The organism is Acidovorax sp. HMWF018 (assembly GCF_003061035.1).
Classification (GTDB): domain Bacteria; phylum Pseudomonadota; class Gammaproteobacteria; order Burkholderiales; family Burkholderiaceae_C; genus Acidovorax; species Acidovorax delafieldii.
Genome location: NZ_QAIM01000580.1, coordinates 5,955 through 13,271, shown reverse-complemented (window position 1 = coordinate 13,271; position 7,317 = coordinate 5,955). Strand labels below are relative to the sequence as shown.

Below are 7,317 nucleotides of genomic sequence, written 5' to 3'. Positions count from 1 at the left end.
CGCCCCCATGGGGGCGTTCGTCTGGTACATCCCGACCATGATCGCTGCGGACATCACCAAGGGCCTGATCCAAGGCGGCGGTGAGCTGCCCGCGTACATGAAGGGCTACGACGCGGGCGACTGGGTGATGCACGGTGTGCAGCGCGCGGGTCTGCTGGGCGCTGCACAGCTGGGGGTGGATGCGCAGGCCGACATGTTCTCGCTGGCCGGGCCTGGTGTGGAGCAGGCCATCGACGCACTGCGCGACCCGCTGAGCGAGACGACAGTCAAGGCGTTGCCGGCGCACGGGCTGTACGCTCAGGCGCTGCGCTGAACCCGCGCCCCATAACCTGCGGAGCAAAAAGAAAAGGCGCCACTGGCGCCTTTCAGTCTTGCGGTCTGTCCGCAAACTTCTATTTAGGATCTCTTTCTACTCCGTACTTATATAAATTATTTTCTTTCGAAAGAATAGAAATATAAGTATAAGAACGTAAGTAGGTAAAGATTAGGCGGCGAGGGCCGCCGCGCGTTTCTTCTTGGCCCACTGGTAGGTGCCGTGGGCGACGAGAAGGATGCCTACAGCTGCACGCAGCGCCTTGTAGGCGGCGCGGAGCAGGCGGGCGATGGTGAAGAAGGTGGTCATTGGTCGTCGTCCTCTGGTTCGTCTTCGAGCTGGACGACGGTGTCGTCCCAGGTCTCGTGGGTGATGACCACCACAGACCCCTGCTTCGGATCGGTGGGGTCGATGAGATAGCGCGACATGATCGTGCCGGTGCGCTTCAAGGCCAGCGCGTTGAGCTTGGCCTCTCGCGCGGTGATGTTGCCGTGATCGTTGACTGCGTGACGCGCGACCAGGTCCAGCGGGATGCGCTTGAGCTTGATCTTGGCCGCCGGTGTGACGCGCAGGTTGCCGAGCAGAAAGTTGGCATACATGGTCAGGCCCTCTTGGGTGTGAGGAACCGGATCAGAGCGAACACAACCAGCACCACTGGTGCGCCGAATAGACCCAGCTCGAGCATCCGGCTGTCGCCCGTGATGAGCAGGGCCATGCCGCAGGCGCCCGCCCAGGTGAGCGCGGCGCCGAGCGGCCACGGGCGCAGGTATGGGCCAAGCGCTGCAGCTGCCGTGACGCCGACGACCAGCCCCGGGTGCGAAGCCGTGGCGTACAAGATGTACCCGCCGACCGCGACCCAGACGATGAACATGATGAAGCGGACGAGCTTGATGAGTTCCATAGATCCCTTTCAGGTGGTGAGCGCACGGGAGGCGGCGAAAATGGTGTTGAGCTCGTTGGCGAGCTGGTTGGCACCGGGACTTGGTACGCGGAAGGACTCGCTCTTCTGCACGAAGCGCAGGGGCTCCACGCGCAGGGTGATGAACTTTGCCTCGCCGATGTGGCGTGGGTTGAACACGCGGGCCTCAAGGTACTGGTCCGGCGCCATCTTCAGCTGGGCGATGATGTCGTAGGCGGTCATGGTCATCCGATCAGTTTAGAGCAGGCCGTGCGATACATGACGATCGCATCGATGACGCCGCGGATGTGTTCGCACGGCACGATGTCGAGGACGAATACCCTCCCGACGCCGGGTGTGCCCAATTCGCCCACGCACCTGATTTCGCACATGTCGTCTAGAAGGTAGCGCCTTTCAAACATGTACCCTATGTCCGTTGCAGGTATTGGCCACACCTCTGGGCGGATGTATTGGCTGTAGTCGACCATCGCAGTCACCCGACCAGCTTGCGGCAGGCCATGACGTACTCGGCGATGGCCTGCACAGCGTGAGGAGCTTCGTACTCCGGCACGACGTCCAAGACATACAGGCGCGGCGGCATGCCAGGTGGGCTGCCCCAGGCCCGGACCTCGATCCTCCCGCCCGAGTGCCGCGCGCCGAAATGCACGCTTGAGACTGTGTCCACAGAGACTGGCCACACCTCCGGGCGGATATACTTGTCATAGTTAGATGTCATAGTCATGTTCGAATCAAGGCTCCATGCGGGCTGCGGGGCGATGTCGATCACCTTGACATGGTGGGGGTCGTTGGTTCGAGTCCAATCGCGCCTACCAAGTTTTTCTGAAAGAAACCAGCTTTCAGTTCAAAAAAACTTGGCAACAACACCGCAAGCGGTGTTCATGCAGCAAGCCACCGTAAGGTGGCTTTTTTGTTTTTGCTTCACGCGCTGTTGCCGGGCTGTGGTGTGTGGTGCAGGAAGCGCCACGACACACAGCGCAGGACCTATCAGTCACACGCGCGACACTCGGTTGTCCTGCGTCCTCAGGGTATTCCTTTGCCGCAGCGGCGCAGCAGTCTCCCTAGAATGTGCTGCACTGCAATACATGGGTTTTGAGCCCGAGGAGTTCGTTGTGTCCGAACCGAAAACCGCTGCGTCCAAATCGACCCAGCGCGTCATCAAGAAGTACCCCAACCGCCGTCTGTACGACACAGACACCTCCACCTACATCACCCTGGCCGAGGTGCGCCAGCTGGTGATGGACCACCAGAACGTGGTGGTGCGCGACGCCAAGACGGGCGAAGACCTCACACGCAGCATCCTGCTGCAGATCATTTTGGAAGAGGAGGCTGGCGGCGCCCCGATGTTCACCGAGGCGGTGCTGGCCAACATCATCCGGTTCTACGGCCATGCCATGCAGGGGTTCATGGGCGCGTACCTGGAGAAGAACGTCCAGGCCTTTACCGACGTGCAGACCAAGCTAGCTGAGCAGTCCCAAAGCGTGACGCCCGAGATGTGGGCGCAGTTCATGAGCCTGCAGTCGCCCATGCTCAAGGGCATGATGGGCAACTATGTCGAGCAGTCGCAGACCATGCTGGCCCAGATGCAGGAGCAGATGCAAAAGCAGACGGAGCAGATGCTGGGCGCATTTGGACTGAAAAGATAGCCGCCGAGGCGCCTGCGGCGCCTTGCGCCCGGGCGGCGCCGCTAGAGCGGTGGTGCGGCCTTTGAATGGTGGCTGCGGGCTGGTGCAGCACCGGTTGCGCAGGTTGCGGCAGGTGGCAAACCTTGCGATGAATCGGCCATCCTGACCGCTCAACGCCGGAACTGGGACAATACGGGGATATGAGCGAAGCAATTGCCCCCACCAAAACACCCAAAGTCGGATTCGTCAGCCTGGGATGCCCCAAGGCGCTGACCGATTCCGAGCTGATCCTCACGCAGTTGAGCGCCGAGGGTTACGAAACCTCCAAGACCTTCCAGGGCGCTGACCTGGTCATCGTCAACACCTGCGGCTTCATCGACGATGCCGTGAAAGAAAGCTTGGACACCATTGGCGAAGCCTTGGCCGAGAACGGCAAGGTCATCGTCACCGGCTGCCTGGGCGCCCGCACGGGTGACGATGGCGGCAACATGGTGCGCCAGATGCACCCCAGCGTGCTGGCCGTGACCGGGCCCCATGCCACGCAAGAGGTGATGGATGCGGTCCACCTGAACCTGCCCAAGCCCCACGACCCCTTCGTGGACCTGGTGCCCGGCAGCTTCGGCATCGCGGGCATCAAGCTCACGCCCAAGCATTACGCTTACCTCAAGATCAGCGAAGGCTGCAACCACCGTTGTACCTTCTGCATCATCCCGTCCATGCGCGGCGATCTGGTGTCACGCCCCATTGGCGACGTGCTGAGCGAGGCCAAGGCCTTGTTTGAAGGTGGTGTGAAAGAGTTGCTGGTGATCAGCCAGGACACCTCGGCCTATGGCGTGGACGTGAAGTACCGCACGGGCTTCTGGGATGGCAAGCCTGTCAAGACCCGCATGCTGGAGCTGGTGCAGACGCTGGGCGAGATTGCCGAGCCCTATGGCGCCTGGGTGCGCCTGCACTATGTGTACCCGTACCCTAGCGTGGACGAAGTGATCCCACTCATGGCCACGGGCAAGGTGCTGCCGTACCTGGACGTGCCTTTCCAGCACAGCCACCCTGACGTCCTGAAGCGCATGAAGCGCCCCGCCAGCGGCGAGCGCAACCTGGAGCGCATCCTGCGCTGGCGCGAAGCCTGCCCCGAGCTGGTCATCCGCAGCACCTTCATTGCGGGCTTTCCGGGCGAGACGGAAGAAGAGTTCCAGCACCTGCTCGACTTCGTGCGCGAGGCGCAGATTGACCGTGCGGGCTGCTTTGCCTACAGCGATGTGAATGGTGCTGCGGCCAACGAGCTGCCCGGCATGCTGCCGATGGAAGTGCGCGAAGAGCGCCGTGCCCGCTTCATGGCGGTGGCGGAAGAGGTCTCTATCGCCAGACTGCAGCGCCGGCTGGGGGCCACCATGCAGGTGCTGGTGGACCATGCCCCTGCCCTGGGCCGCAAGGGGGGTGTGGGCCGCACTTATGCGGATGCGCCCGAGATCGACGGCACCGTGCAGCTGCTGCCGCCCGAGAAGATCAGCAAGCAGCTCAAGGTGGGGGAGTTCACCAAGGCACGTATCGTGGGCGTGCAGGGACACGACCTGGTGGCGCAACCTATCTGATTGCAATTTAATTCATAGCGTTAGACCCATGCAGAACTAGCGCATTGGCTCTGAATCATAAAAAAAGGCTTCCCGAGGGAAGCCTTTTTCTTTGGGGGATCTCCTGGGAGGGAGAGAGGGCAGCAAGCCCTTGCCGCCCTTATACGCGCTTGCGGTATTCGCCAGTGCGGGTGTCGATTTCGATCTTGTCGCCTTGGCTGACGAACAGGGGCACGGGCACTTCGAAGCCGGTGGCGATCTTGGCAGGCTTCATGACCTTGCCGGAGGTGTCGCCCTTGACGGCGGGTTCCGTCCAGGTGATTTCGCGCTCGACGCTGGTGGGCAGTTCGACCGAGATGGCCTTGCCGTCATAGAACACCACTTCCACGGTCATGCCGTCTTCCAGGTAGTTCAGCGAGTCGCCCATGTTTTCGGCTTCCACTTCGTACTGGTTGTACTCGGTGTCCATGCACACGTACATGGGGTCGGCAAAGTAGGAGTAGGTGCACTCCTTCTTGTCCAGGATCACGTTGTCGATCTTGTCGTCGGCCTTGAACACGACTTCGGTGCCGAAGTTGCCGATCAGGCTCTTGAGCTTCATGCGCACGGTGGCTGCACCGCGGCCGCCGCGGGCGTATTCGGTCTTCAGGACCACCATGGGGTCCTTGCCGTGCATGATGACGTTGCCGGCGCGGATTTCTTGAGCGATTTTCATAGCAAGTTGCTTGGGTTGGGGCCGCTCAACGCGCGGGCTGGCAAACCATCTGGTTTGCGCGCCGGTGCATGTTCTGCGGCGAAAGTGCGCTGGGAGCAGGCACTGACATGCCGCACCTGATTTGCGCAAAGCCTCGGATTTTACCGTTTTTCGGCGACAAAGCCCAAAAGTTGTGCGACGAGGTTGTCCTGCGTCAGCAGGCGCGCACGGGCAGCCCGGGTGCAGGCGGTCCACTCTGCCAGTGTGTTGTCGTCCGGCCATTGCAGCGGCGCGCCGTCCAGCCCGTTCCAGGTCGCGTGGAACTGCCGCAGTGACGCAGGGGCCTGCAGCCAGTCCAGAAAGGCCCAGAGCTTGTCGTGGTGGGCGTTGTCGTGCTGCGGGTAGATCTGCCAGACAAAGGCCTGACCCGCCCACAGCGCACGCACCAGCGAGTCCTCGCCCCGCACCGCATTGAAGTCGCAGGCCCACAGCATCTCATCAAACGCTGGCTGGGGGCGGTGGGGAAGGTAGGACAAGGAGAGCAGCCCCCGCTGGTCATGCGCTTGCGGACCTCCTTCGTTCCCGGAGGGCTCGGCCAGTGTCGCCCGCACAGCAGCAGCCGGGCGGCCAGGCGTGACAAGCAGCTCGGTGGGTTGCAGCGCACACTGTTGCAGCAGGTGGGCCAGCGCCGGGGGCTCGTAGCAGAACAGCGACACCCAGCGGCTGCCTGGTGCTTCTTCGCCCCTGACAAACAGTGCCCGGTGCTCCGTGCGCCAGGCGCTGCGGTCAAAAGCCTCGCGCCGCGCCATCAGATGGGGTTCGCGCAGGAGGCCGCCGGTGTCTGTGGTGAAGCCGGGGTAGAAAAACCAGCGCGTCCACCCCGATGCCGGGCCGGACAGGATGGGGGACGGAAGGCGGTGGGTGCGTGCGACGTAGGCCTCTGCAGACAGGTATTCCAGGTTGATCCAGACAGGTTTGGAGCGATTTTGGCTAGAAGCGCTAGTGGAATGTGCGCTATACGCTATGAATTCAGGAGCAATATCGCAGCCGAAGGCCTCCACCATCACATCGGGTGGCGGCTCGTTGGGGCCCGGCGGCGGCGCACCCCAGGGCCGCACCTCCACCCCGGGGCAGCCCCCAGGGGCCATCCATTGCAGCGCCGAGGCGTCGTCCACCCACAGGCGTACGCGGTGGCCCAGTGCGGCCAGCTGCGCCACCAGACGCCAGCACACGCCAATGTCGCCAAAGTTGTCGATCACGCGGCAGAACACATCCCACTGCAGGGGCTGGCGGTCGGGGGTCATGGTGTGGCAGGCTGCGTGCGCAAGTGGTCCACCAGTAGCCGGGCCACGGTGGAGAGGGATTCTTCCGACCGCACGCACAGCGACAGGCGGCGGTGGGCCCAGGGCTCGTTCAGGGTGACGGTGCGGATCTGCAGCGCGCCCTGGTACAGCCGCGCACTGCCGCGCGGCATCACGCCCACACCCAGCCCGGCGTTGACCATGAGGCACAGCGCGTCGTAGCTGGTGACTTGCATGCGCAGTCGAAGCGGCAGGCCAGCCTCGGCGGATGCACGGGTGAGCTGGTTGTTGATGGCGCTGTTGGGGTGCGCGCCCACAAAGTCATAGGGCAGGGCGTCTGCCAGCCGCACGGACTTGCGCCGCGCCAGCGCATGGCCGGTGGGTACCACCAGCACGAGCTCGTCGGTGCGGTAGGGCAGCAGCGTCACCCGCTCGCCGTAGTGGCCTTCGTTCAGGATGCCTACGTCGGCCGCGTTCTCGGCCACGGAATGCGCAATCGCGCTGCTGATCTGCTCCTGCAGCCGCACGTCCACCTGCGGGTGTTGTGCCAGAAAGCTCTGCAGTTCCCCTGGCAAAAACTGCGTGATGGCCGAGATGTTGGCCACCACGCGCACGTGGCCGCGCACTCCGGTGCCATATTCGCGCATCTGGGTGGCAATGCCGTCCAGGTCATTCAGTACGCCGCGCGCCAGGTTCAGCAGGGCAAATGCGGCAGCCGTGGGCTCGGTGCCCTTGTTGCTGCGGGTGAACAGGGCCACGTGCAACGCGTCTTCCAGGTCGGCCAGGCGGCGGCTCACGGCCGAGGCGGCCAGGTGCTCGCGCGCGGCGGCGGCAGCGATGGTGCTTTCTTCCATCACGGCCACAAACAGGCGCAGGGAGACGGGGTCGAGTTTCATG

11 protein-coding genes are annotated in these 7,317 nt (G+C 63.2%); 3 read left to right on the top strand and 8 right to left on the bottom strand.

Features of this window, described 5'->3' with window-relative positions:
* On the top strand, positions 1–313 hold a 313-nt coding region (locus DBR23_RS24735; protein ID WP_233250725.1), incomplete at its 5' end, for a hypothetical protein.
* Between the two features lie 171 nt (positions 314–484).
* On the opposite strand, the gene DBR23_RS29790 is transcribed toward DBR23_RS24735, so the two are convergent.
* The 5 genes from DBR23_RS29790 to DBR23_RS24710 form a co-directional block, all read right to left on the bottom strand.
* The gene (locus DBR23_RS29790) at positions 485–622 is read right to left on the bottom strand and encodes a hypothetical protein (RefSeq protein ID WP_158276494.1); all 138 of its coding nucleotides are present in this window, start codon (positions 620–622) and stop codon (positions 485–487) included.
* Positions 619–912 carry a hypothetical protein gene (locus tag DBR23_RS24730; protein ID WP_108499891.1) on the bottom strand — a complete coding sequence of 98 codons (294 nt, stop codon included), beginning with the start codon at positions 910–912 and terminating at the stop codon, positions 619–621. The genes DBR23_RS29790 and DBR23_RS24730 overlap by 4 nt, the downstream gene beginning before the upstream one ends.
* Before the next feature lie 2 nt (positions 913–914).
* On the bottom strand, positions 915–1,214 hold the full coding sequence (locus DBR23_RS24725) for a hypothetical protein (RefSeq protein ID WP_108499890.1): 300 nt from the start codon (positions 1,212–1,214) through the stop codon (positions 915–917).
* A 9-nt stretch (positions 1,215–1,223) separates the two neighbouring features.
* A complete protein-coding gene (locus tag DBR23_RS24720) occupies positions 1,224–1,454 on the bottom strand; it encodes a hypothetical protein (RefSeq protein WP_108499889.1) in 231 nt (76 codons plus the stop codon).
* A gap of 250 nt (positions 1,455–1,704) precedes the next feature.
* Positions 1,705–1,896 carry a hypothetical protein gene (locus DBR23_RS24710; protein WP_146191438.1) on the bottom strand — a complete coding sequence of 64 codons (192 nt, stop codon included), beginning with the start codon at positions 1,894–1,896 and terminating at the stop codon, positions 1,705–1,707.
* Between the two features lie 418 nt (positions 1,897–2,314).
* Here DBR23_RS24710 and phaR point away from each other — a divergent pair, with 418 nt between their 5' ends.
* Both phaR and rimO read left to right on the top strand, forming a co-directional pair.
* Positions 2,315–2,875 carry a polyhydroxyalkanoate synthesis repressor PhaR gene (gene phaR / locus DBR23_RS24705; protein ID WP_056746647.1) on the top strand — a complete coding sequence of 187 codons (561 nt, stop codon included), beginning with the start codon at positions 2,315–2,317 and terminating at the stop codon, positions 2,873–2,875.
* A gap of 179 nt (positions 2,876–3,054) precedes the next feature.
* Positions 3,055–4,446 carry a 30S ribosomal protein S12 methylthiotransferase RimO gene (gene rimO / locus DBR23_RS24700; protein WP_108499886.1) on the top strand — a complete coding sequence of 464 codons (1,392 nt, stop codon included), beginning with the start codon at positions 3,055–3,057 and terminating at the stop codon, positions 4,444–4,446.
* A gap of 139 nt (positions 4,447–4,585) precedes the next feature.
* On the opposite strand, the gene efp is transcribed toward rimO, so the two are convergent.
* From efp to DBR23_RS24685, 3 genes are all read right to left on the bottom strand, one after another.
* Positions 4,586–5,140, bottom strand: coding sequence for an elongation factor P (efp, locus tag DBR23_RS24695; RefSeq protein WP_008906801.1), 555 nt, complete (start codon positions 5,138–5,140; stop codon positions 4,586–4,588).
* Positions 5,141–5,280: 140 nt separating this feature from the next.
* The gene (gene earP, locus DBR23_RS24690; protein ID WP_108499885.1) at positions 5,281–6,423 is read right to left on the bottom strand and encodes an elongation factor P maturation arginine rhamnosyltransferase EarP; all 1,143 of its coding nucleotides are present in this window, start codon (positions 6,421–6,423) and stop codon (positions 5,281–5,283) included.
* On the bottom strand, positions 6,420–7,316 hold the full coding sequence (locus DBR23_RS24685; RefSeq protein ID WP_056064190.1) for a LysR family transcriptional regulator: 897 nt from the start codon (positions 7,314–7,316) through the stop codon (positions 6,420–6,422). Before DBR23_RS24685 ends, earP begins: the two co-directional genes overlap by 4 nt.
* Between the last annotated feature and the right edge of the window lies 1 nt (position 7,317).